The organism is Pedobacter lithocola (assembly GCF_042650845.1).
Classification (GTDB): Bacteria; Bacteroidota; Bacteroidia; order Sphingobacteriales; family Sphingobacteriaceae; genus Pedobacter; species Pedobacter lithocola.
The window spans coordinates 489,870-511,111 of the sequence record NZ_JBHSBW010000016.1 but is presented as its reverse complement, the minus strand read 5'-3'; the positions used below and the strand labels follow the sequence as shown (position 1 = coordinate 511,111).

The following is a 21,242-nucleotide window of genomic DNA, read 5'->3' as shown; positions in this document are numbered from 1 at the left end:
TCTAGCATATTGGCCAAGCAGAATGTTATTCAATATGAATTTACGACTATGCTCTGACAACATTCCTATTATCGGAAGACTTCCGAACTATCATCTTAGTAGATATAATTTTGTGTATTTTAGCTTCTTGAGTGGACTCACCCAGTCGGGTCAACAGAATGTCCATTATCCCTACGGCAATCTCTTCGAGAGGTTGCACGATAGCGGTAATTGGTACTGGCAAAAATTGGAGGATCTCGATATCATCAAAGGATATCATAGCAAATTGCTCTAAAAGTTTTGGGTCTATTGATATGAGGAGACGCAGAGCTTGCATGGTAATATAATTGGCTGCAAAAAGAAATGCATCTGGTTTGTCATTTCCTTTAATTATATCCCAAAACCCTCCTCCGTGTTCTATTGGACTGGAAAGGTATATAACCCTTTCAACCATGCCATAATCTTTTATTGCACGTTGATAGCCCGTGCAACGATCGATCATTTGCTGCTGAGTAGTTTGAGGCCCGACAAACGCTATTCGTGAATAACCATTTTTAATAAGATGGATTGTTGCGGCATACGTGCTATCTATATTATTTACAATAACATAATCGGTATTAAGGTCCAATAAATATCGGTCAAAGAGTACCATGGGGATGTTTTTTTCGAGTAGTTTACTTATTTCCTGCTCTACCCCTTCCGCAAGAGCAATTATATAGCCATCTACACTCCTATCGTTAAGCATGGAAATAAGCTCAGAGGCCTTTTTAGGGTCATTTCCTGTGCAACAGAAAAGTATTTTATAGCCGCTAGCCGTTGCCTTTTCATCTAAATATTTAGCGATTCCACTAAAAAATGGCTCGGAGATATCGTCAACCAGAAATCCTATAGTTTTACTTTTCCCCGTCCTAAGTCCCTGCGCCATGGAATGTGGCTGATAGCCCAATTCCGTGATTACCTTCTTTACTTTGGCAGTCATCGTTTCGCTAATTTTTTTCTCGTTTGCTCTTCCATTGATGACAAAAGATACAGTCGTTATTGATGTCCCACATTTTATCGCAATATCTTTCATCGAAATTTTATTAACCATGTTGCGCTAAATTTTTATATATCATTTTTTTTAAAAGAACGGCAGACCTGAAAGCGCTCATTGGTTGGCTCAAATTTAAGAATGCCAGTTAGTTTTTTTAGATACTAATATCATTATTAATCGACTTAGTTCGTGTTTCTGCGAAGGTTTATATATAGACAATAGATGGGATAGCTACTTTAGAAGGTTTTACTTACAAAGCCTTTTAATTGGTGAGAGCAATATACCATCTAATCATTGAGCAGCGTATATTAACCTGTTCCAAGTCAGTCTCGCTAATTAACAACAAACTGTTTATAAGAACGAAGTTCGATCAGTTTACTGAAGCTCAGATCATATCTAATTGATTAACTTTAAACATATTCTATATTGAACTGGTATGTTTAGAGATATGTAATTACACCAAAACATTTTTTTCTCAATGCTAATACCCATATTAGTTTCAATAAACCCTCAAGCATTCTGCATGATGAAGCCAAAAATGCTCAGGATAAACTGCACTGTAATTACTTTAATAAAATTTAAATCCTCATCTCTCTTTCTGTGCTTTCATTTTAGCATACCGTTTAAATACATATTAGAAACATATACGGAGTACATGACATCGATTTATTTTCATGAACCATCTAATGCAATTTTGTACTCCAATTGTAGAAAAATTTATTGAGCAACGTGTTACGTAAGACTAGTGACTAATTCAGCGGGCAGCCCATGCAATTTTTTGCATATTATTTTCTTAGGATCTGCTCAAAACCACTTGCTGTAATTCTTTTGGTATCCCCAGTGTATTCATTGGCTGTCCCATCGGAAAGTTATAGGTATCTTTTTGATCATTGTAATATAGGTTGCTTGCTGAAAACGGGCGTTTGCTATTGTAATTTTTATTCTGCTCCTTATCGACCATGTTATATTTCACATAACCGTTTATTTCTTTTGTTTCAAGTAGTGAGTCCCCTGTAAATGGATAAACCGCTGTCAATTGACCCTATCTTGCCGAAAATATTCTTGTCGTAAAAGGTTATTTCTTAATGAGCTTACAAATAATTAAAATTGGTGCAAAGGGGGTAAATTAATCGGTTTGTCCAATTTCTCCTCTATAACCGCCATCGGCAATTATGATCTTGATACTACAAAGAAAATCCCTAAGCACCCGCATCAATAACATAACCACCTTACTATCATGTACATGCGCTACCGTAACCATTATGGCTATAAAAAACCTTTCTTATCAACCACCACATGTCTTTTTATCCCTTTTACTTTTTTGTTGCCGTCAAAACTATTTAGCGCCTTGTTGTTCCCCCAACGAACACTTTGGCTGTCAAGAATGCCCAAACTTGGCTCTGCATTCTGGCCCAGCCCGAACCTTACCTTTTCACGTAGTTTTTCTAAGAGAATGTCCAATTGGCACAGGTCAGACCATTTTTTATAATAATAATAAACCAGTTGCCAATTTGGAAAATCGCTGGGCAGCATCCGCCATTGACAACCTGTTTTCACAAGGTAGTGGATGGCATTCCATATTATCCTAAGGCTGTACTTCCGCTTGCGACTACACAAATTCAAGGTCTTTTTTATAAATTGCCATTGGCTATCGCTCATGTTGGTCGGATAAGTCATATCTAATTGAGTTTGTAGTGATTCACAATTAATATGTTTCCCCCAACGTAGCGGTAGCTTTTTTATCAACTTATGCACATAAACAAAAAAATCAAACTATTTTTAAACAGGCTCTTAGTTACTTGCTTTTAATAACAATCCTAGATAATCGAATCACTAACAAAATTCTATTTGATCCTCATGAGGGATTAAAGACGCTATTTATCCTGCTCAAATTTTTGGGTAAATACATAGCTTAGGTTAAGCAATTCCGCCAATTGATTATAGAAAAATAGCATATCTGTTAGCTCCTCTCCATCGGGCCATTCAGCGGAAAATGCACCCATCCCTTCTACAGCTCCCAAAGTTTGGTTCTGGATTCTTGGACCCTAGCCATCGTCGTTACTGGACCCATTCAGACATCATGCAGTGCTTTAACTTTGCTGCCACATTCAAATAATTGAGTTTACATTAAATCATTAACTATGAAAAAGATCGCACTAATCATTTTAGCAATGTGTGCAGAATTTGTAACAGCACATGCACAACATGATTCAAAAACACTGAACGTAACTAAAACACCTGCCAAGGTGATTTTCAAACAATTGATGAATACCACGGATTTGAAAAACCAGGAAATTACGGTAATAGTGGTAACCATCGCACCAGGTGAAGTTTCTGGAGCGCACATACACCCGATCCCTACGGTTGGTTATGTATTGGAAGGCGAAGTGGAAATGAACTTTAATGGTAAGACCCATCGTTTCAAGCAGGGAGATGCCTTCTACGAAGTTCCCAATCAAATCCATAAAGGGACAAAGAACCTAAGTTCAACAAAAGATGCCAAGCTATTGGTATATTTTATTGGACCTAAAGGGAAGCCATTTATAGCTCCCGGCCATTAATAAGGTGAAGGGTTAACTATGGCTTATTTGGTGATCTTCGACAAGATATTAACAGCACATTCCATGTCTTCTTCGCTCAGAGATGCAAACCCAAAACGTAAGCCGTTATCGTTGACATCACCCTTTTTTTGAAAAGTTGTTCCGATCAACAATAGGCCATTGCGCGCTGCATCAGCAAGCACCTTGTTGATTGGATATTTATCTCTGAATCGTAGCCATACGGACATACCGCCTTGTGGTTTGGTAAATTCGACAGCATGACTCAGTTTCCGGGTTAAAAGATCACAAATAAGATCACATCGTTGTGCATACAATTTATTGGATTTGTTGATATGGCGACTGAGGTCTCCCTTAATGATCATCTGAGCAAGCATATATTCCATAAAGGTATCGCCCCGCAGGTCAATAAGCCGCTTAAGGTGGATAGCTTTTTTTACTATTTCGGGTGCAGCGATTAAGTACCCCACTCTTACCGAGGGGGCAATTAGTTTAGTAAATGACCCTATATAAATAATTTTGCCATTATGACTGGCACTGGCCAAAGGAAGGATGGGACTGTTCTTATAATGAAAATCATAATCGTAGTCATCCTCCATTAAAAAGAGATTATGTTGATCAATCAATTGGAGCAATCTCAGTCTCCGGTTAGCGGACATGGTTACTGTGGTCGGATGATGATGGTGCGGCACAACATATAACAGCTTAACCGCCTGTTTTTCTAAGACCTTTTCTATCTGATCTACATCAATTCCTTCTTGGTCTACAGGAATGGTAATAATGTTTGCGCGGGCATTTACCATGATCTCTGTAGCGAATGAGTAATTAGGGTCACTGACAATAACATTGTCTCCGGGCTTTACGAGCACCATTGTGGCAATATAAATGGCCATTTGCGCCCCGCGGGTTATTATAATATCTGACTTGCTTATATTAAGTCCTCTTGTTTCGTTGAGAAAAATACTGGTTGATTCCCGGAGTAGCTCTAAGCCACCTTCGTCACGCAGGGCCATCAGCTGTTTTATTTTTTTGCTGCTCACCGGATCGTGATATACCTCGCTGATTTCTTTAAAGGGAGCCAGTCTGACATCCGGGAAACCGTCATTAACCACAATATCTTCACTAGTTATTTTTATTGCCTCAACCGGAGAGACTAAGCTGGTATACTTTAAATCTCCAGATACAGCTGGAATAAAATGATTTTTAGGTTGAAACGATCTTGGTTTAATCACGGGTAACTCGGGAATTACCCGATAGCCTTTTCTGGGCACGGTCTCAACCCATTCCTGAGATAAAAGTTCCTCATATGCATTGATCACTGTTTTACGGTTTACATTCAGTAGATGTGCCATTTGCCGGGTCCCTGGGAAATAGGTTCCTGGCTGAATAGTTCCCTCTTGTATCAGGCTGATCAATCTGTTAGTGATCTGCTTATAAATAGGAAAAATCTTGTCTCTGTCAGGAAGGATCAGATTTTGGAAAGGCAGCATATTAACTTTCAGATAACTGGTTGGCAGGTATGCAATAAAAATACAATTTATATCAATACTGTCCTAAACGTTTATTGATTTCTTAAATATCCTTTGCAAAGACTGAATCAATTGTGTTTTAATTGTTCTTTAGAAAAGAGTCCAATGTATACTAAAGTTTGGTTCGGCTTTTGGTGGTCCCCTTCTGAGCCAGTTACCGTATTCATTCTAAAAGCAGGCGTTTAAAATTCAATTAACGAGCAATCCCGATGTTCCAGTTATCGGATTTACTAACTGGACCACCTGATTCCTATCGACTGGTACCCCAAACATGAATTTACGTCCTTTAACTTTGCTATTTCTAAAAATAGAACAAATGAAAAATTCTTCAGGGATCGCCCAGTTATTTTTACGCATTGCGCTTAGCCTTGGCTTTTTACTGCCTGTGATGGACAGATTAGGCTGGATGGGTGCTCATGGTTCGAGTGGAGTTGCCTGGGGCGACTGGAAACATTTTATTGATTATTCCAATATTTTAATGCCCTTTCTAAACAGACCATCTGCTAATATAATGGGATTGACCGCTACAGTTTCTGAAGTAGTGTTTGGCATATGTCTGATTGTCGGCTTAAAGATCAAGCAGATCGCTTTAGGGGCAGCTATCCTGACTCTTGGTTTTGGCCTATGCATGGCCATATTTTTAAACATTGGCGCGCCTTTCACTTACCCTGTATTTGTTTTCACGGGAGCCGCCCTTGTCCTTTCGGGAATCGGCCATTATAAATGGAGCATAGATGATTATATCGCAGTTAAAAACGCATAAATTAAAACAATTATATGAACAGGTTAAAAATGAACGAAGCATTTCCTGAAAGCTACAAGTTGTTGCGGGAAATAGATACCTTAATCAAAAAGACAGGGATACCACCGCTGTATTTGGAATTGATCAAACTCCGAGCATCCCAATTGAACGGCTGCGCCTATTGCTTAAATATTCATAGCAATGATGCCATAAAATATGGAGAAGATCCCAAGCGTATTTATGTGCTAAGCGCTTGGCGCGAGGCAAAGGAGTGGTTTACCGAAGAAGAACAAGTCATTTTGCAGCTCACTGAAGAAATTACGCAAATCAGAAACCATGGTATCAGCGACGAGGTTTACAATAAGTCCATCGAACTATTCGGTGAGCAAAAAACAGCCTATCTGATCACGGCAGCGATCAATATTAATTCATGGAACAGGCTTGGCGTCGGTCTGAATATGCACCCGGTAAATAATAAATCTTAAGCACATGACCTTAACATGCCTCAAAGCGCAAACTAAAGCGGATATTGAATTTTGTAAGGAAGCAATCCTGGAATTCCGTAAAAGCTTAGATCCAGAAAAAGTGGTTGATCATGTTTATCAAATGATTACTCAGGAAGGTTTTGAATTAGTTTTTATTCCTAATGCAGACAATACTAAAGCCGGGGCATTTATCGGTTACCGTATTATGAATTTATTACGTACTGGACCGGTAATCTATGTTGACAATCTATTTACCTTTTCCGAATGCCGGGGTAAAGGCTATGCAGGAACTTTATTGGATCATGTTGCCAGCCGTGCAGCAAGTCAAGGAATAAAAACTATTCATCTTGACAGTGGCTATGATCTCCATACTGCACACCGATTATATTTGAATAAAGGATATTTCCTGGCTTGCAATCACTTTGCTAAATTGATCAGCTGATTGCAAACAAAAAGCACATTGGTTTATCCATTAAGAATTGAACTGCGATGAAGTCTCTGAAATTAAGAGTTACGATTTAAAATACCTTTCTTAACACTTTCTTCAATTAGGCTTTCCGCATAATTCCATATTGTATCTGAACCTTCCTTTATAACTTTCTTCTTTTCGTAAACTTTGTCATAGTTCACCCCAAATTCAGTCCAGGTTCCTCCATGATTAGAAATGTTTTGAAGTAATGGTTCAAGTCTATCCATCGATTTCGCAAACTTTGCTTCATCAGTATTTCCGGCTTCAAACTCTTCCCATATGGCAATCAATTCCTCGGATTGTTCCTTTGGCAGCAATCCAAAAATCCGATTTGCTGCTATTCGTTCTTCGTCTGTATTGGAATGTTTTTTTTGAGTATCATAGATGAAAATATCTCCTGCATCAATTTCGACGATATCATGTATTAGAACCATTTTAATGACTTTCAAGATATCAATAGTTCTATTTGAATGCTCTGCTAAAATAATTGCCATGACAGCCAAATGCCAGCTATGCTCAGCATCATTTTCGTTTCTATCGCTGTTAAATAATTTGGTCTTCCGTTGTATATATTTGATTTTATCAATTTCTTTGATAAAATCGATCTGTTTTATTAAATTATTTGAATCCATTGTTATATAAACTATCACTGTTCTCCGGTAAAAAGAAAAAGAGGTTGGCGTTAGTGCCAACCAGTTAAATACCTTTGAAGGTACGACACTATCAAAGTAATATGGGTAAAAATACAAATTTTAGCGGAAAGCAGATATTTTCCCGATGTTGCGGAATTTATAACAGTTGAAACCACGCCAGTAAAAAATCACATTTGATAAAAAATATTTGTAATTTCAATGATGATGACAGACCTTCTTCAACAGAATGTAGCCAAACATATCTGCCTGACAGCTGAAGAGATGGAACAGTTTTGCAAACCATTTAGAGTAAAGGAGGTGAACAAAAAACAATTGCTGCTCAAAGCAGGAGAAATTTGCAGGTTTGAAGCTTTTGTAACCAAGGGATGCTTCAAAATCTATCATACTGATGATAAAGGACTAGCGCATATCCTTTATTTCGCTGTGGAAGACTGGTGGATAGGTGATATAGATAGCTTTACCAACCAAACCCCGGCGCAACTTTGCATTGAAGCATTGGAGGACAGTGAAATACTGTTAATCAACAAAAAAGACAAGGAAATGCTTTATGAACAGTTGCCTAAAGTGGAGCGGCTTTTCCGGATCATGGGGCAGAAAACCTTTGTTGCCTTACAGCGCAGAATGCTTGGAAATTTAAGCAAGACCGCTGATGAGCGCTATATCGAATTTATTGACAAATACCCAAAGATCGCTCAACGGCTAACTAATATTCAAATTGCCGCCTACCTGGGTATCTCTCATGAGTTTTTAAGTAAGATCAGGAAAAAGATCGTTCAAAAAAAATAAGACCTTTTTTCATTTATTGAACTTGTTCAATCTTTACTACTTCAGTACTATGGATATTTGCATAGTCAAATAAATAATTGAACCATGAAATTTTTAAGCGTATTATCTCCAATAATGTTAACCTTAACAAGTATATTTACTATGGAAACTCAAGCACAAAGCATCAAAACAATTGATGCGCAACCTTTGCAATTGAAAGTTTATCACGCCAATGAAGCAGGCATAGGTGTTGCTTCTGTTATTGTATACGGTAAGACAGATGCAATACTCATCGATGCCCAGTTTACGTTGGCCGATGCCGAAAATGTTGCAAAAGAGATTAAATCAACAGGTAAAAAGCTAACCGCGATTTATGTATCTCATGGCGACCCTGACTATTATTTTGGATTGGAAGTTTTTAAAAGATATTTCCCTGGTGTGACTGTTTATGCGACGACCGAAACAGTTGAACATATTAAAGCCACGGCACAAAAGAAATTAGGTGTATGGGGAGGCCAGGTGGGTGATGCGATCACCAAAAATATAATACTGCCACAGATCATAAAAGGCACCAGCCTTGACCTGGAAGGACAAAAATTAGAGATCATTGGTTTAAACGAGTTTCCACAAAGAACGTTTATCTGGATCCCATCTATAAAAGCTGTGGTTGGCGGGATCAACGTTTTCGGTGATAATTTCCATTTGTGGATGGCCGACGACAAGGAGTCGACCGAAGTGAACCCGCGTGGTAAATGGTTGCTTGCCCTGCAAAAAACAGCAGCTTTAAAACCAGAGATCGTTATCCCTGCACATGGAACAGGTGCATCGTCATTTAATCTTAAATCGATAAAGTTTACTGAAGATTATCTGCAATTTTACCAGGAAGCACTAAGAACAAATAAAACTTCGGCCGAATTAATTAAAACGATCAAAGCGAAATATCCCAACCTCGCCTTTGAAACTGCTTTGCAGATTGGCGCTAAAGTAAATACCGGGGAAATGAAATGGTAAAATAAATCACTGCCGGCCCGACACAGGAAAAATGCCTGGCCGGCTTTTAAATTTAATACAATGACAAATTTAGAGATCGTAAAAAGTACTTATGAAGGTACAGCTGAGGAGAATGCTGCGAACCTTGCTAGGTTTTTACATGAGAACGCCGCGTGGACCGAGGCCAGGGGGTTGGTTTCGAAGCTATTGTAGCTAACGTGTTTCAACGCCTGGCTACAGAATGGATAGCTTATAAAGTAACCATTGAAGATTATGTTGCCGATGGTGACAAAATTTTTGCCTATGGCACCTATTCAGGGACTTACTGGACAAACCGATCCATTTGACCCCTTCCCGCCAATTCCCTAACAGACAGGTAAGCAGAACTTTATGACAATTTTATTTTCGGCGAGAGGGGGTCAATCTACTCTGATTTATCCACATATCCGTCAAGTTTCACCTCAAAGTTATCCCTGACATTGATGATATCCAGGTTTCCAATATTTACGTAATTGGGGTCTTGATTTTTATGCCCCCTGACATAGATGCCATTTTTTAAGATATATTCTAAATTATCGCAATGTATTATTCTGTAAAGCCACAACGGATTAGGAATGCTTCCCGCCATAAAGAGTTAGTTTGAGATTGATGGATTAAGTTGCAAGATAGCGATACTGGATCAGAATAGAAATAGTTCCACTAATTAACATTATCTATAGATGACGGCTGGCCCAACCATTTTCCAGGCAAGAGACTGGAAGAATTATTGTCACTATGACCATCTCCTTAGCATGAATTTCAGACAGATCTTAGCATTGTTTTCCAAAGCGCTAAATTGCCAGACGCTTTTGTTGATTAAAGAGTTCAATCCCCGTCACATCGGCATATCTTTCATTAAGTCTTTCCCTGAGATTGAATAGCCTGCGTTCGGATGAATCGACGATCTGTGAAAAAAGGCAAATTTGAACCTTACCAATCTCAACCTTATTTTCATTCTCGATGGATTGAATTGGCTGCACTTTTTCACTAAAGCTTTCTCCTACCACGTATGCGTTTATATACGGAGTTCCGATTAAAGTGCCGCAATTTCCGAAATCTTCCACATAGCCAACAGCTTGATTTCTTTCTTCCCTACCCAGTTTGAACCCGCCGCGCTTGAGTTCGATAATGAGTATTTTCTTAATAGCACTTAAACCATTCTCATGATCGAAATCTGTGGTTGCTGTAATGGAAAATGTAGAATTTCCCATTACAGCAATGTCCGGGCGTTTCCTGTTATTATTAAACAGGTTTTTCTTGAGCTTTTTACCAAAAACCTTTTCCACGGTCGTTTGAAGCTGATTATTTGAAGAAAATTCCGGAGAATCATATTCGGGGCCAAAAATCCAGCGGGCGCTCGCCACCAAAGGGTGCAAAACGTGGAGTTCATCTACTGCCGGATCGCTGGCAAGTTTTCTGATTGCTTCTATCACGGTGATTCTGTTGTCAATCTCATCGAGCACGGTCAACGCATCTTTAATGCTCCAGTTTTCAAGCAGCGTATTCAGACCATCAACATCTTCGCCTGATAGATTGGAAAGTTTAACAAGCAACTCATGTCCGCTACGTGTTTTTTCCAGGTTCAGAACAGTCTCCAAGGCGAGCGCAATAGATTCCTGCTTAGCCGTTGGATTGGAAACGGAGATGTGCTCAATAGCCTCATTGAATTCATTTTTGGCTAAAGGACTTAGATCATTGTATTGATTTTCATATTGCTTTCTGATCTGCAGGGTCCGCTCGTTGATACTATCCTTGGCGATTTTCAAGAACAGGTCTTGAACAACATTGTTTATCGCCTCATAAACCTCATCAAGCTTGGTATCTCTTTTGAACCCAGTCCAGTCTTCGCGAATGTAATCCGCTAAATCCTCAGTCTCAACGACTACGGAATATCTTTTGGCTTCCTGGGACCTGCCATCCAAAACCATGATGTTGCCTAATATCCAGGAAGGTTCTCCTACAAGCCTCCCGCTTTGCCAAATGGCGATACCTTGATATATGGTAGATTTACGGGCTTTCTTGGCATCAATCAAATTTATATTGAGCTTGATCTCACCAACCTGGATTGCGACAGGCTCTATCAGGCCTTTATGATCTTCCAACTGATGGTTTCCCGGTTGATGGAAACTTTAAATTTCGGGTCATGGAGAAACCTGGCGGAAATTACCTCAAGAATCATCTTTGGGTCAGGTAGGTTTTTAGCAACAACTACTTCTAGCCTTGTGCCATTCTTTACGGATTTCTTGAACGTTTCCGATTTAATTACAAAGGGTTGGTCTTCACTCTTTGTGCTCAAAATAAAAGTACTTTGCAGTCCGTTCTTATTGGTAATTACCTTATACTCATTATTGAAACAAAGCAGGCCGTGTCGTCCAACGCCATTTCTACCATAGGCATGTCGCTTAAGGTCAACGCCCTTTGGAAATTCCACCATCTTACCCTGATGTTTAAGGCGGTTGTAGCTCAGCTTCATCCATCTTGAATAGAAATCTTCCTTTGATAATCCAGTTCCATTATCCTCGATGGTAATCTTTTGACCTTTTTCCTGAGGTATAAAGATATCGACTTGCGTCGCGCCAGCATCCCAGGCATTAGCTACCAGTTCGATTAATGCAACTTCGGGAAGTGTGCCCAAATTACCTAAAGTCCGAATAAGATAATCATCTTCGAACAGCGTTCCCTGAACTATTTTAGTAGTATCTTTCATAATTGTCTATCAAAGTGAACTTTGAAAATATTTATTAGCAGAAAATCCTCAGCTGACCCGGTATATGAAATAAGCTTGAAGGGCATACAACTATCCCGCCTGCGGTTTATCAAGTAAAGAATCAGTTTAGCTTAAGCCAATATTTATAGAAGTAAAGGCTAAGAGCATGAATAAATTGCGATGAGCATTAAAAATGCAATAAAGCGTGTTCTAAGAAGAGGATTATATTTTATCAATAAGTGAACAGATCGTGCAACTACATTCTGTGCTGTTCAGCAAAAAAGGAAATTAGCTTTTTTTCTTCGGTCCCGTAGACTGATGTAAGACATCTGAAAACTAGATTCAGGATCGTATTGAAGTACAGTATTTGTTAAAGGGCTTACAAATGAAAGTAGTCCAATTCATATATAAGTTGCACCTATCATAACACTTCAGTGGATATCATAGGAATAGAATGATGTATCTAAGCTAGCGTGCAGAATTTGTGATGGAGAAATTACTTATCGGAAAGATCTATGGTTTTCTTGGACATGTCCGCTATTGAAATTCAACAACAGCCTAGCACCTATCCAAGTGTGTGGACATTAGAAGCACATCAAATTTTATTCAAGTGTTCTTCTTCAGAAATGCCTGGAAATCATTAGAAAGTGAAATCAATTCGCGCGGATATCATTTTCATTCTTCTAAAAAAACATTGCACGCAACAACGATGAATGAATCAGCATCAATGACAGTTTAGGAGTATTATTCCATTTACCAATATACCGGGCTAGCCATAATACCTGAAGACAAAACGTTGGCGCTGTGATAAAAATTCTACATTATCCATTTCCGTTTCCCATATTTTCCATACCTCTAACATCTCTGGAACCAAACCTTCAGCGGGATAAAGTTTTAGTCCCGGATGATTGGTGGAAGAATAAATATCTTTTTTATACAAGGCTGAAAGTGCCTTAAGTATGCCTTTAAGTAATTCCCTTGCTGGTTAGATCCGGCATTCCATTATTATCTGAATATTTTACAAAATACTCATCCTGAAAATTCATCAGTTCAAAAGTAAAATGGAAAAACCAATTCAATTGACCCTTCTTCGCCAAAATACTAAAACAAAGACAAGCAATAATTTACAGTAAATATATTTCTGGTGGGATGGGGTCAATCTATTCTGGTTTATTCACCAACCACTCCATTGTATGCATGTGATATTTCCATTGCGGTTTCCAATAGTCCCTTCAATCAGGCGTTAAGGTTTCCTCCAAAATTTAATCCAGACGTAATGTTGCAGACTGCCAGCCGGGTAGATCGGAATAGGAAATTGTCGTTTGCCGTTACCCCTGAGCTTCATGAGAAAAGAAAACTTGCGCTAAAGGTCTGGAATTTCTATGATGTGGCGAGCGTTTCTGTGACATCGCCAAAAATAACCGGGAGCAGGGATATCAAAAATGTTTTCAGAAGTGTAGCCTATTCGGATTCGAGCATTAAATTGGATAGGTTTCTCAGCCTGTTTAACAATGATTTTTCATTTTTGCAGGATTACATCCATGATAAGTTTTGGAACGATCTTTTTTTGGAGCTAACCACGAGTGGCAAGGCCGAAGGGGATACTATTGTTTTTAAGGATCTTTTTGAACAGTGTCATAAGGTTATGCTCGAACAAGGCCAGGTGTTCACCCCTCGTGAGGATGGAAGGTATAATTTGGAAAATCTCAGCCTTAGCCTTAAGTACATGGTACAGACCCTTTGCGAACATAAGGTTTTTCTGCCTGGATTCGTGATCAAATGTCGCCATTGCTCATCGCGTATCCGGTATTCGATAGAAGAATCAAAGGAGAAGTTCACGTGCAAGGGATGTTCTGGAACCAACCACTTAAGGGCTGAAAATCCGATTGCCTATAAGCTCAATAGCCTTGTGAAAAATAACTACGGGTCAAAAAGTGCAAAGGGGATCTATGTGCCTGATGGAAACATGACGGCGGTGAGAACACTTATCCATTTGTGAAACAAGGCAGTAAATAGTTTTCAATACATCCCTCAGATAGACATTTATGATTGTTCGCAAAGTCGTAAGCCCTTTACCGATCTTGACATTGTTGCTATGTCCTCTGGCAGGTTTTATATCGGAGAGTGTAAACATAGCAGCGACCTGTTTTTTGATAGCGGGAATAAAGCCCTGCTTAACATGGTCGAGCTCGCTGCTATATTGAAGCCCGATTACGTAATCCTTTCTTGCACTACCGATGTCAATGGCAAGTTGGATAAAGCAGCGAAATTTCTCAGACACCATATGGTAAGCTGGAAGTGCCAGCCAGAAGTGGTTCCATATATTGCTTGGGAGCCAGACTATTTTGGCACACATAAATCCGAATACTTTTATTATTAATTAAACGTAAAGTATGGTCTTAAGAATTGGAGAATATAAGATAATCCAGTAGCCAAAAGCGATTTGAAACTGATGTTGGGCGCTAATGATCGCCAATCCTTCTGAATATTTATCCACTAAAGCGATACTTGCCAATCGTTTATTATCATCTCCCTGTTTCATTATCTCGTAGTAGACAATATCACTTATCGGAAAAATGCATTTACCGGAACTGTAAAGTTTTCGTATCCTATCAATGACTTGAAGAGTTACAGGGTCAGAACTTTTCTCGCCATCTCGTAAAAGAATCCAATATTTTAAATCTAAATAGATACTTTTTTACCTGCATAATGGTCGTCAATTTTTGGGTTTTCCTCTCTCATGTAGTCTAATAGATAAGGCATTGGCAAGTTCAATCGGTATTGAATGCTAAATTACCCAATTTTAATATTCATTAGACTTATTTATTGAAGAAGTACGGGCGATGAGAATAATTATTGAGCACAACGATTATCAAATAGCTATTCCTATATTAGGCTACCCTTATAGATAGATTATGCTAAATAGAATAGTAATTATAAATTCAGAATTATATGCTAAGGCAAGCATTCAAATCGGAGATAATGCCAGTATTCAAATAACTGCTGAAAACAATGTTGGCAAAAGTTCTTTTTTAAACAGTCTGAATTTTCTTTATATCACCGAAAAGGATCAGATGCGATTTGAAGATAATCGCAAGCTCTCTGATTCCATGAAGCATTATTTTGATGGCACCAGCATTCATAGTTTTATTTTATTCGAGATTTTTAAAAATGGCTATTACTGCATTTTAGTTAAAGCTACCCCTGAAAACACAATTGAATACTACAAAATAAGTGGCATATATCGAGAGCAGTTTTTTATCGAAACCTCGACTGATGGCTTTAAGGCAAAAAAATGGGAAAAGATATTACAAGAGTTAACTAACGATAATCCTACAGACCCACCTTATTTGCTAAAAAGTGAAGAGCTATACAACCTGGTATATAATTCAGATAAAAATAAAAATCCGGTAGTTTGGATAAAAAAGGAGGTGAAAAGGAAGGGCAGATCCCTCTCAAATAGCTTTACTGATATTTATAAGCACTTGATCAAAACAAGTGAAATTAACGAAAAGTCTTTCAAGAATGCTTTATTGATTGCTGATAACAAGCAAGATGTTTCGTTAAGCGTATTTACTAGTTCCAGTTTCGATAAAATCAATGAATTTGAAAAAAAGAAAAGCCATTTAGACAACTTATCGTCTGCAAAACTTGATTTTGAGAAGTTAAAATTGCTGAACGATAAATTTATAAGCGAGGAAAGCATCTTAGGTAAATTAAAAAATACATTTATTAAGTCATTTGGTAAGGTAGAAAATGAATTGTCAGATAAGGTAGCTCCTGATAGTCTTTTGTCTATTTCAATCCGTAACCACGAAGTAAAAGTTAATACGGTACTAAAAAATGAAAGAGATGATTTAATTGCAGAGAGGGCTACATTTAATTCTCAGATCACCAACGCAATAAATGCCAACAAGGAAATTGAGATGCAATTAAAAGAATTGATTGACTATGAACCTATCGAGGATCACTTAATGTATCAAGGCCTGGTAATGAAACTTGATGAATGCGAAAAGCAAAAAACCGGACTGGAATCTCAATTGACGCAATTAGAGCGAAGTAAATTTTCCCTAAATGAGGTAAAAAAAGGTATCGTCGAGTTGGAAAATGAGATTCAGAAAAAGGAGCAATCCATAGTTCAATATGACAATTTGCTTTACCAAAATATATCGTCCGACCCGGAGATTGTAAAAAAGGTTTTCAATTATCTGAGCAATGATGTCGCACATCTTGATAAATCGAAAATTCAAAAAGCTATTACTATAGCTGATTTACCCATGGTTCTTTTCGATGGTCAGATCGATACATCATCAGTCACATTTGCCAACCCTCCGTCAATTTATCAATTGCAGGAAGAAGTCGCAACAAAGCAAAAAGAATTATCAGAAAAAAAAATCCAATTAGATGCTATTATTAACCGCCATACGCTTCAAGATAAAATTGATGTACTCAAAAGGAGCATAATCGAACAGGGAACCTTATTGGCAAAAATCAGGAGCAAACCGGAATTGTTGAAAAAGAAGACGGAAAATGAGATGTTGATTCAGGTTGTTTTAAAAAAGGCAGTTTTTGAAACCACAATCAAAATCGATGAAAAAGATGTCCAAATAGAAAAGGAAAAAGTAGCATGGGATTTGAGGAAGAAAGAAAAAGAGAAATATGAAAGTGATCTAAAAAAATATAAAACACAGTATCAGTATATAAGTGAGCGATCAGATATTTACGAAATCGAAGAGATACTTGAAGATCCGTTTGACAAAATATATGATAAGTTCACTCGCCTTTATGATGCATTTCGCACAACAAGGGAAAATAGGAAAGAGTTAAAGGATGAGATTAGTACCAAGTTAAAAAAAGATATACAAGATATTAAACAGTTTATTAGAGAGGTTGAAGAAGAAATCAATAATATCCCCCAGATGGATCGGGTCATAAATAATTTATTGGATACGCTTTCCTTTGAAATTGGTAGCCCCACGTTTACTTTTCTTTCGCAATTCAATGATTTTAAGTCATTTGTTTACAAAAGCTATAACAATAAACTTGCGGAATACCCGGTTTCAAATATTCAAAATGTAAAAGTTAAGATTCATGAGAATGAAGCCCTAATGAAGGATTTGGATAAAGTTTCCAAACTGAAATTTTCTAACGGTCTGGATTTCGATAATTCATACTCGGATAGCAAAAGGGCATTGGAAAGACAGATTGCTGAAAGTAAAGGTCGTCCTATTGGAATATCTGATCTATTTACAATCAAGGTTGAAATAACAAAGGCTACAGGCGAAACGGAGGAAATCGATTTGTCAAAGCAGGTTCAGTCAAGGGGAACGAATATTGTACTGAAACTTTATCTATTTCTAAATATCTTAAAAGATCTCGTCCACTCTGCTCCCGAAAATAAGATCGTGATCTATGTTGACGAACTGGATGCAATAGGGCAAAAAAATGTTAAATACCTAAACCGTTTTTGTTCTGAAAATAATTTTGTACCCATTTTCGCTGCTCCAAGGAAAGTAGAAGGTATCCAAAAATATTATATGATTAAAGAGCCAATGAGCAATAACAGAAATCAAAAACCTAAAATCACATTTGGGGAATTACAGTCTTTCCCTGTAACTTATAGAAATGCAGAATCAGGTCTTTAGGAATTTCATTAGGAAAATACTTAATGAGGAAAAAATTAGTTTTTCATCAATCGCGGCTTCAATTAAGGGTTCAAGTGATTTTAATACCTTGATTAATGGAGGATTTATTGCACACATGCCAGCAATAACTGGCGGTGGAAGTATTTATTTAAAAAACAGAATAGCTCTTGAAAAATATTATGCCGCTAAATTTCCTGGCGTTGAGGCTGGAAACACTGCAATTGGTAACATCCATGCATTTCGCAACACGAAAGCCGGGAAAAGGCAAAGTCAAAATATTGTTTTGATACGTGGTAAGAAACCGGTTTTGTTAAATGAGTTAACTGTTGATCTGAGTTTTTATACTGGTGCATTTGGTGCATTTTCAAGTATCTTATTACATCTTGAAACTGATAAAATATGTTTTGTCGAGAATCTGGATTCATTTTTATTAGCCGAACAGGTGATAGGCGATGATTTTACATTTATTCACACCTATGGTGGTATTGGCGCTTCTGTAGTCCAAAAAATAAAAGCCGAAGAAATACTGGTTTTTCCAGATTATGATTTTATTGGGCTACATACTTTTTTAATGGTTAAAAACATTTTTCATTACACCAAACTGTTTGTCCCAGATAATTATAAGGCACTTTATGATACCAAGTCAAGAACGATCAAAACTAAACAGGGCCGAGAACAGCAACCAAGTAAACAGGTTTTAGAATGTAACGAGGAAATTGTGGTCAAAATCAGAACTGATATTTTTGAGCAAAAGAAATTTTTAGAACAGCAGGCACTATTCAAATGAGTAACTTAAACCTATCAGGAAAAGACATTTTAAAGTTCTTGCTGGCACATTATGAATTTGTGCAATTAGCTTTCAACGCAAGTAAGCCTGATTTTATCATTGATGCAGATAAGTTCCTAAACCTCATCAATGAATATAATACCAGTAGTGAGAGCAAAATTTCTGTTTCAAAGATAACTGTCGATCTAAAGTTTTGCCGGCAAATACCAACAGGGGAATATAAGTTGAATGGGAATTACACATCATTCTTAGAGTTTATATTTGATGATTTTATTTTGGACCTGCCAGAAACCTTGAAGAATAGATATCAAGCGATTTTTAGCCATTTTACCAGTCTACAGGTAGAAGCGAATGTGGGAAAGATCATCTTATTGATCCAGGAGATTATTAAAGTCGTTGAAAAGTTTTTGAATGATATTGAAGGACAAACTTATCGGTTGCTAAGAGATACGGAATCGTTAAAAATCAATGCTGAAAATCATTCGGACTTTACTATGCGTATCCAAAAAGCGAATTATTGGATAGACGAATATATCATACCGCTAAATTCAATACTGAATATTGACCACCCGCATTCGGTAGTGAATGCAATAGTCCAAATTCAAAGATATACGAGTGAAAAAAGAATTTTAACTGAAAACTATGAATTGAAGAGGGAGTTTGAAAAACTATATGGTTGTACAGTAAGTGCAAAAGTAGAATTGGATCAGACTTTGAGTAGACTGACGAGAGAATTGTTGCCGCTTTTGGAGAGGATTAAAAGTGATTCCATTATTCTTAGCGGATTTTACCACTATGTTGAAAATGTTGACCAGCCTGAAAATTATATTATTTCATTACCAGCGTTATTAAGAAAGACCAAAACCAATGTAATTTCAAAGACTTTTGGAAGTGAGGCTGCTTTTTTTATTGATCAATTTAGTTACTATGCGCCAGAAGTCCTTTATAAGGAACAATATGAAGAACTAGAATGGCTTCCGGATGCAAGTTATTTTAAAGATCAAATTTTAAAGGCCAAGGGAGTTGATGATTTTTACCAATGGTGTTTTGATGCTTTGAAAGAGCATACTAACAACATTACCCTGTCCAAGTATTTTACTGTTTCAAATCTGATACTGGAGGAAGACCTGCTTGCTGAATATGCTGAAGGTCCGCGATTCGAGATCCAGCTTTCTGATGCTATATTACAAATGCCCAAAGTTAAATTGTATGAAAAGTTACCCCAGTGATCACAAAGAAATAGTAACACAACTATTGGATGGTAGGTTTATTATTTATCCCAATTCATTGTTTGCGACAATACAGCAACAGGAAGAGGATTATATAGAATTTTTCAGAGAATCTCATGGTTTCGAGTTAAGCATGGATGCTGAATTTGCCTACCTTTCGTCAAATGAAATTACAAAAAAGCGTACAAGAGACCTTACACTCTTTCTTGCAATCCTATGCCGGGAGCTGGATTACAGTGGCAAGAATTTTAGAGATGCGATAGAACTGTCGAGTTTTGATATTGCAGAAACAGAACAATTGTTAAAACAGTCCTCTAAATGGGAAATTTTGGAGAAGACTTCCGTAAAAGATTTTGAGATTTTTATTAATGTGTGGCACAAGAAAAATGTTTTAAAAAGGACAGGAAACCAATTTAAATTTACAAAAGCGGTAAAATTGTTTTTTGAATTTGCAGTAAATGTCGCCAATGCAAAGTTAAAGGAACAGCAATCTCAATAAGTCAACGCTATACTAAATAAATATAACTACCGGTCACCGTTAATTTCTTTTTTCAATAAGTCGATATTTATCTATTAACCTGAGTTCGATCAATTAGAATGCAAAAATTTGGTTTGATGATGATTTCTGATAATTGATTGATGGTTTTTTAGGGAAGAATGAATATGCTATCAATCCTGCAATCATATTTGAAATGAAATTGGTAAAAGACCTATGCCTAGAATGTTCCACCTGACATATGTTTTTCAGCTCGTCGTTAACAGTTTCAATTACTGATCTTTTACGAAGCATTATCTTGTCGTTCATAGTCATCAGACTATTTTTCATATTGTTTCTAATACTAGTTATTAGGTGTATATCACTGATAAAGAGTATTTTGGTAAGTTGTTCTGATATGTAGCCTTTGTCTGCGAAAAGCTTACCAAATACGGCTTTCAAGAAATTTTCGTTTTTCAGGGCTGTCTATCATCAACATTTGCTTGGGTAATGGCAAAGTTTAAGATTTCCCCTTTATCATTGATCACAATGTGCAGCTTGAAGCCATAAAACCAGCCCATCGTCGATTTTCCAACCTCTGCAATTCCCTTGAATACCTTGTTTCGTTTTACACGCTTGTTATTGCATACCCTGATTGGGGTAGAATCTACAAAGGAAATACCCGTACACTGACCCAGGCAACAGGTTTTCAAAAAGATGGTCATTGGCATCAGTACGCTTTGACTGAGCTCAACAAAACGGTTATAGGATACTGTATTTGGGAATTCTGATCGCATATGTTTCTGGAGATAGAATAAATAGAAATGCTTAAAGCATCTGAAACCACTCAAATGAAAGAGTAGGCAAACAGAAATTATTTCGCTCTTAGACATCACCGCAGGTCGTTTTGAGCGCTTGCCCAGAAGAAAAGGGCTAGTAGTTTTATCGAAATCTTTGCAGAACTCATCTACAAGACAAAAAATATCACTAATTTTAGAGTAGTCAATCATAAAGAATTATATCTAAGTATTTGGTTTTAAGACACTTAAATATAAGATTTTTTCTTTTGATTGACTAATTTTTTTACCTCATTTATTAATCGAACTCAGGTTATTATATCTTCACCATTATAATAATTCAATAAATCTGTTTTGGTT

The 21,242-nt window shown here is 37.3% G+C and carries 21 protein-coding genes and 1 pseudogene; 12 read left to right on the top strand and 10 right to left on the bottom strand.

Annotated elements, in window-relative coordinates:
* Positions 1 to 46: 46 nt before the first annotated feature.
* The 4 genes from ACFOWA_RS20375 to ACFOWA_RS20360 form a co-directional block, all read right to left on the bottom strand.
* Complete coding sequence (locus ACFOWA_RS20375) at positions 47 to 1,069, bottom strand: LacI family DNA-binding transcriptional regulator (protein WP_378988867.1); 1,023 nt, start codon at positions 1,067 to 1,069, stop codon at positions 47 to 49.
* Positions 1,070 to 1,805: 736 nt separating this feature from the next.
* Positions 1,806 to 1,973 (bottom strand): hypothetical protein, encoded by a 168-nt coding sequence (locus ACFOWA_RS20370; protein WP_154281219.1) that lies wholly within the window; start codon positions 1,971 to 1,973, stop codon positions 1,806 to 1,808.
* A gap of 305 nt (positions 1,974 to 2,278) precedes the next feature.
* Entirely contained in the window at positions 2,279 to 2,671 is a 393-nt protein-coding gene (locus ACFOWA_RS20365) for a transposase (RefSeq protein WP_378988865.1), read from the bottom strand.
* Between the two features lie 215 nt (positions 2,672 to 2,886).
* Entirely contained in the window at positions 2,887 to 3,033 is a 147-nt protein-coding gene (locus ACFOWA_RS20360) for a hypothetical protein (RefSeq protein WP_154281220.1), read from the bottom strand.
* A gap of 120 nt (positions 3,034 to 3,153) precedes the next feature.
* Between ACFOWA_RS20360 and ACFOWA_RS20355 the strand changes: the two genes are divergently transcribed.
* On the top strand, positions 3,154 to 3,573 hold the full coding sequence (locus tag ACFOWA_RS20355; RefSeq protein ID WP_378988863.1) for a cupin domain-containing protein: 420 nt from the start codon (positions 3,154 to 3,156) through the stop codon (positions 3,571 to 3,573).
* A 23-nt stretch (positions 3,574 to 3,596) separates the two neighbouring features.
* Here ACFOWA_RS20355 and pdxR read toward each other — a convergent pair whose 3' ends face one another.
* Positions 3,597 to 5,060 carry a MocR-like pyridoxine biosynthesis transcription factor PdxR gene (gene pdxR, locus ACFOWA_RS20350; RefSeq protein ID WP_378988861.1) on the bottom strand — a complete coding sequence of 488 codons (1,464 nt, stop codon included), beginning with the start codon at positions 5,058 to 5,060 and terminating at the stop codon, positions 3,597 to 3,599.
* Between the two features lie 310 nt (positions 5,061 to 5,370).
* Between pdxR and ACFOWA_RS20345 the strand changes: the two genes are divergently transcribed.
* The 3 genes from ACFOWA_RS20345 to ACFOWA_RS20335 are packed head-to-tail and all read left to right on the top strand — an operon-like array spanning position 5,371 to position 6,768.
* Positions 5,371 to 5,862 carry a DoxX family protein gene (locus ACFOWA_RS20345; protein ID WP_378988859.1) on the top strand — a complete coding sequence of 164 codons (492 nt, stop codon included), beginning with the start codon at positions 5,371 to 5,373 and terminating at the stop codon, positions 5,860 to 5,862.
* A 29-nt stretch (positions 5,863 to 5,891) separates the two neighbouring features.
* Entirely contained in the window at positions 5,892 to 6,326 is a 435-nt protein-coding gene (locus ACFOWA_RS20340) for a carboxymuconolactone decarboxylase family protein (RefSeq protein WP_378988857.1), read from the top strand.
* Between the two features lie 4 nt (positions 6,327 to 6,330).
* Positions 6,331 to 6,768: a GNAT family N-acetyltransferase gene (locus ACFOWA_RS20335; protein WP_378988855.1), complete on the top strand. Its 438-nt coding sequence runs from the start codon at positions 6,331 to 6,333 to the stop codon at positions 6,766 to 6,768.
* 62 nt (positions 6,769 to 6,830) lie between these two features.
* On the opposite strand, the gene ACFOWA_RS20330 is transcribed toward ACFOWA_RS20335, so the two are convergent.
* On the bottom strand, positions 6,831 to 7,427 hold the full coding sequence (locus ACFOWA_RS20330) for an HD domain-containing protein (protein WP_378988853.1): 597 nt from the start codon (positions 7,425 to 7,427) through the stop codon (positions 6,831 to 6,833).
* Positions 7,428 to 7,646: 219 nt separating this feature from the next.
* On the opposite strand from ACFOWA_RS20330, the gene ACFOWA_RS20325 reads away from it, so the two are divergent.
* The 3 genes from ACFOWA_RS20325 to ACFOWA_RS20315 all read left to right on the top strand — a co-directional run bounded on the left by ACFOWA_RS20325 (position 7,647) and on the right by ACFOWA_RS20315 (position 9,550).
* Positions 7,647 to 8,234, top strand: a complete 588-nt coding sequence (locus ACFOWA_RS20325; RefSeq protein ID WP_378988852.1) for a Crp/Fnr family transcriptional regulator — start codon at positions 7,647 to 7,649, stop codon at positions 8,232 to 8,234.
* A 141-nt stretch (positions 8,235 to 8,375) separates the two neighbouring features.
* A complete protein-coding gene (locus tag ACFOWA_RS20320) occupies positions 8,376 to 9,224 on the top strand; it encodes an MBL fold metallo-hydrolase (RefSeq protein WP_378988850.1) in 849 nt (282 codons plus the stop codon).
* Between the two features lie 152 nt (positions 9,225 to 9,376).
* Positions 9,377 to 9,550: a hypothetical protein gene (locus ACFOWA_RS20315; protein ID WP_378988848.1), complete on the top strand. Its 174-nt coding sequence runs from the start codon at positions 9,377 to 9,379 to the stop codon at positions 9,548 to 9,550.
* A 77-nt stretch (positions 9,551 to 9,627) separates the two neighbouring features.
* On the opposite strand, the gene ACFOWA_RS20310 is transcribed toward ACFOWA_RS20315, so the two are convergent.
* From ACFOWA_RS20310 to ACFOWA_RS20300, 3 genes are all read right to left on the bottom strand, one after another.
* Positions 9,628 to 9,831 (bottom strand): DarT ssDNA thymidine ADP-ribosyltransferase family protein, encoded by a 204-nt coding sequence (locus tag ACFOWA_RS20310; RefSeq protein ID WP_378988846.1) that lies wholly within the window; start codon positions 9,829 to 9,831, stop codon positions 9,628 to 9,630.
* 202 nt (positions 9,832 to 10,033) lie between these two features.
* The gene (locus ACFOWA_RS20305) at positions 10,034 to 11,344 is read right to left on the bottom strand and encodes a hypothetical protein (RefSeq protein WP_378988844.1); all 1,311 of its coding nucleotides are present in this window, start codon (positions 11,342 to 11,344) and stop codon (positions 10,034 to 10,036) included.
* Complete coding sequence (locus ACFOWA_RS20300; RefSeq protein WP_378988842.1) at positions 11,323 to 11,949, bottom strand: ATP-binding protein; 627 nt, start codon at positions 11,947 to 11,949, stop codon at positions 11,323 to 11,325. The genes ACFOWA_RS20305 and ACFOWA_RS20300 overlap by 22 nt, the downstream gene beginning before the upstream one ends.
* Before the next feature lie 1,276 nt (positions 11,950 to 13,225).
* On the opposite strand from ACFOWA_RS20300, the gene ACFOWA_RS20295 reads away from it, so the two are divergent.
* The 5 genes from ACFOWA_RS20295 (at position 13,226) to ACFOWA_RS20275 (ending at position 20,109) form a co-directional block, all read left to right on the top strand.
* Entirely contained in the window at positions 13,226 to 13,948 is a 723-nt protein-coding gene (locus ACFOWA_RS20295) for a hypothetical protein (protein ID WP_378988840.1), read from the top strand.
* A 916-nt stretch (positions 13,949 to 14,864) separates the two neighbouring features.
* Positions 14,865 to 17,594 carry a hypothetical protein gene (locus ACFOWA_RS20290; RefSeq protein ID WP_378988838.1) on the top strand — a complete coding sequence of 910 codons (2,730 nt, stop codon included), beginning with the start codon at positions 14,865 to 14,867 and terminating at the stop codon, positions 17,592 to 17,594.
* A complete protein-coding gene (locus ACFOWA_RS20285) occupies positions 17,575 to 18,381 on the top strand; it encodes a hypothetical protein (RefSeq protein ID WP_378988836.1) in 807 nt (268 codons plus the stop codon). Before ACFOWA_RS20290 ends, ACFOWA_RS20285 begins: the two co-directional genes overlap by 20 nt.
* Positions 18,378 to 19,610 carry a hypothetical protein gene (locus ACFOWA_RS20280; RefSeq protein ID WP_378988835.1) on the top strand — a complete coding sequence of 411 codons (1,233 nt, stop codon included), beginning with the start codon at positions 18,378 to 18,380 and terminating at the stop codon, positions 19,608 to 19,610. Before ACFOWA_RS20285 ends, ACFOWA_RS20280 begins: the two co-directional genes overlap by 4 nt.
* A complete protein-coding gene (locus ACFOWA_RS20275) occupies positions 19,591 to 20,109 on the top strand; it encodes a condensin complex protein MksE (protein ID WP_378988833.1) in 519 nt (172 codons plus the stop codon). The genes ACFOWA_RS20280 and ACFOWA_RS20275 overlap by 20 nt, the downstream gene beginning before the upstream one ends.
* A gap of 93 nt (positions 20,110 to 20,202) precedes the next feature.
* On the opposite strand, the pseudogene ACFOWA_RS20270 reads toward ACFOWA_RS20275, so the two are convergent.
* Positions 20,203 to 21,095, bottom strand: a pseudogene (locus ACFOWA_RS20270) (IS982 family transposase).
* Positions 21,096 to 21,242 lie beyond the last annotated feature (147 nt).

Bases quoted from the DNA above. Each gene is read 5' to 3' on its own strand.
- ACFOWA_RS20295 (WP_378988840.1), top strand. From the start codon at position 13,226: ATGTTGCAGACTGCCAGCCGGGTAGATCGGAATAGGAAATTGTCGTTT.
- ACFOWA_RS20290 (WP_378988838.1), top strand. From the start codon at position 14,865: ATGCTAAATAGAATAGTAATTATAAATTCAGAATTATATGCTAAGGCA.
- ACFOWA_RS20330 (WP_378988853.1), bottom strand. From the start codon at position 7,427: ATGGATTCAAATAATTTAATAAAACAGATCGATTTTATCAAAGAAATT.
- ACFOWA_RS20345 (WP_378988859.1), top strand. From the start codon at position 5,371: ATGAATTTACGTCCTTTAACTTTGCTATTTCTAAAAATAGAACAAATG.
- ACFOWA_RS20365 (WP_378988865.1), bottom strand. From the start codon at position 2,671: ATGAGCGATAGCCAATGGCAATTTATAAAAAAGACCTTGAATTTGTGT.
- ACFOWA_RS20335 (WP_378988855.1), top strand. From the start codon at position 6,331: ATGACCTTAACATGCCTCAAAGCGCAAACTAAAGCGGATATTGAATTT.
- ACFOWA_RS20375 (WP_378988867.1), bottom strand. From the start codon at position 1,069: ATGGTTAATAAAATTTCGATGAAAGATATTGCGATAAAATGTGGGACA.
- pdxR (WP_378988861.1), bottom strand. From the start codon at position 5,060: ATGCTGCCTTTCCAAAATCTGATCCTTCCTGACAGAGACAAGATTTTT.
- ACFOWA_RS20285 (WP_378988836.1), top strand. From the start codon at position 17,575: ATGCAGAATCAGGTCTTTAGGAATTTCATTAGGAAAATACTTAATGAG.
- ACFOWA_RS20325 (WP_378988852.1), top strand. From the start codon at position 7,647: ATGATGATGACAGACCTTCTTCAACAGAATGTAGCCAAACATATCTGC.
- ACFOWA_RS20340 (WP_378988857.1), top strand. From the start codon at position 5,892: ATGAACGAAGCATTTCCTGAAAGCTACAAGTTGTTGCGGGAAATAGAT.
- ACFOWA_RS20310 (WP_378988846.1), bottom strand. From the start codon at position 9,831: ATGGCGGGAAGCATTCCTAATCCGTTGTGGCTTTACAGAATAATACAT.
- ACFOWA_RS20300 (WP_378988842.1), bottom strand. From the start codon at position 11,949: ATGAAAGATACTACTAAAATAGTTCAGGGAACGCTGTTCGAAGATGAT.
- ACFOWA_RS20355 (WP_378988863.1), top strand. From the start codon at position 3,154: ATGAAAAAGATCGCACTAATCATTTTAGCAATGTGTGCAGAATTTGTA.
- ACFOWA_RS20370 (WP_154281219.1), bottom strand. From the start codon at position 1,973: ATGGTCGATAAGGAGCAGAATAAAAATTACAATAGCAAACGCCCGTTT.
- ACFOWA_RS20275 (WP_378988833.1), top strand. From the start codon at position 19,591: ATGAAAAGTTACCCCAGTGATCACAAAGAAATAGTAACACAACTATTG.
- ACFOWA_RS20320 (WP_378988850.1), top strand. From the start codon at position 8,376: ATGGAAACTCAAGCACAAAGCATCAAAACAATTGATGCGCAACCTTTG.
- ACFOWA_RS20280 (WP_378988835.1), top strand. From the start codon at position 18,378: ATGAGTAACTTAAACCTATCAGGAAAAGACATTTTAAAGTTCTTGCTG.